This window comes from Kitasatospora sp. NPDC057198, from assembly GCF_042670125.1.
Classification (GTDB): domain Bacteria; phylum Actinomycetota; class Actinomycetes; order Streptomycetales; family Streptomycetaceae; genus Kitasatospora.
In genome coordinates, this window is record NZ_JBHUWH010000821.1 from 1 (window position 1) to 1,759 (window position 1,759).

The 1,759-nt window shown below is 76.6% G+C and carries 2 protein-coding genes; one reads left to right on the plus strand and one right to left on the minus strand.

Annotated features, from left to right (window positions below):
• The coding region (locus ACFUEL_RS39340; protein WP_380242972.1) for a TetR/AcrR family transcriptional regulator at nt 1-359 on the minus strand (359 nt) is incomplete at its 3' end.
• Nucleotides 360-485: 126 nt separating this feature from the next.
• Here ACFUEL_RS39340 and ACFUEL_RS39345 point away from each other — a divergent pair.
• Nucleotides 486-1,643 (plus strand): FAD-dependent oxidoreductase, encoded by a 1,158-nt coding sequence (locus tag ACFUEL_RS39345; RefSeq protein WP_380242974.1) that lies wholly within the window; start codon nt 486-488, stop codon nt 1,641-1,643.
• Nucleotides 1,644-1,759 lie beyond the last annotated feature (116 nt).

Here is a 1,759-nt window from a genome sequence, read left to right on the forward strand (position 1 = left end):
AACTCCTCCCGCCAGTCGGCGGGCGGTGCCGCGGCCGCCACCGGTGCCGCGGCCGCCGGCCGGCCGGTGGGCGCGGGCGGGGCGATCTCCCCGTACACCGCGTCCACCATCAGTTCCAGCAGTTCGGCCTTGGTCTCCACGTACCCGTACAGCCGCATCGGGCCGACCTCCAGTGCCGCCGCGACCCGTCGGATCGACACCCCCTCCAGCCCGTCCGCGTCGGCCAGTTCGAGCGCTGCGCCGACGATCAGCGCCCGGCTCAGCGGTGCGGGCGAGCGCCGCTCCGGCGGCTCCGGGCGCTCCCAGACCAGCCCGGACCCGGTGTCGGGCCCGGTGTCGGCATCGTGAGGGGACGTCATGGAAGGCGGTCTCCGTTCGGTGGCGCGGGCGGTGCGGGCGGTGCGGGAACACGATACGGGGGTGCGTTGCGATACACCGTATCGAGTCGATACGGTGTATCGGACGGACCAAGGGGAGGACGGAACATGGCACCCACGACGGACGTGGCGATCGTCGGCGGCGGCCCGGGCGGGCTGACCCTGGCCAGGCTGCTCACCATGCGCGGCACCCGCGTCACGGTCTACGAGCGCGACGCCGGACGGTCCGCCCGCACCCAGGGCGGCACGCTCGACCTACACGCGGACACCGGGCAGCGCGCCCTGCGCGCGGCCGGGCTGACGGAGGCGTTCCGCCGCCACGCCCGCCCCGAGGGGGAGGACATGCTGCTGCTCGACCGCACCGGCACCGTCCTGCACCGCGACGACACCCCGGACGACTCGCCCGCGCTCCGCCCCGAGATCGACCGCGCCGACCTGCGCGACCTGCTGCTCGACGCCCTCCCGCCCGGCACCGTCGCCTGGGGCCGCGCCCTGCGCACCGCCGCGCCGGGCCCGGACGGCGGCTGGCGGCTGGAGTTCACCGACGGCGGCCGGGCCGAGCACCGGACCGTGATCGGCGCCGACGGCGCCAACTCCCGCCTCCGACCGCTGCTCACCCCCGCCGTCCCGCACCACCTCGGCGTCAACACCGTCGAGGGCGCCGTCCCGGACATCGACCGCACCCACCCCGCCCTCGCCGCCACCGTCGGCCGCGGCAGCTACTGGGTGGTCGGCGACGGCCGCTCGCTCGCCGCCCAGCGCTGCAGCGACGGCTCCGTCCGGGTCGGCCTGTCCTTCCACGGCCCCGCCCACCGCGCCGCCGACTGGCTCACCACCTGCGGCATCCCGTTCGAACGCCCCGACGACGCCAGGGCCGCGCTGCTCCCACTCTTCGACGACTGGACGCCCGCCTGCCGCGCCCTGCTGGCCGCCTGCACCGGCCCGCTCGTCCCCCGGGCCCTGACCGCCCTCCCGGTCGGCCTGCGCTGGCCGGCCCGCCCCGGCCTCACCCTGCTCGGCGACGCCGCCCACCTGATGCCCCCCGTCGGCCACGGCGCCAACGCCGCGATGCGGGACGCCCTGGAGCTCGCCACCGCACTCGAGGCCGCCCCCGGCGACCCCGAAGCCGCCCTGCGGGCCTACGAGGAGGAGATGTTCGCCCGCACCGCCGAGGTCGCCGCCCAGTCGGCCCGGATCCTGGAGATGATCACCTCCCCGGCCGCGGGCCGCCGGATCGCCGCGTTCTTCCGGGGCGAGGGCGACTGAGCGGGGCCCGGCCGGACGAGCTCCGGCCGGGCCCGCGGTCACTCCCAGTCTCTTATACACAACAGACGATGCCCACGACCCGAGGGGGGTACATCTCCGTGGTCCCCCGAGCCATA

Bases quoted from the DNA above. Each gene is read 5' to 3' on its own strand.
- ACFUEL_RS39345 (WP_380242974.1), top strand. From the start codon at position 486: ATGGCACCCACGACGGACGTGGCGATCGTCGGCGGCGGCCCGGGCGGG.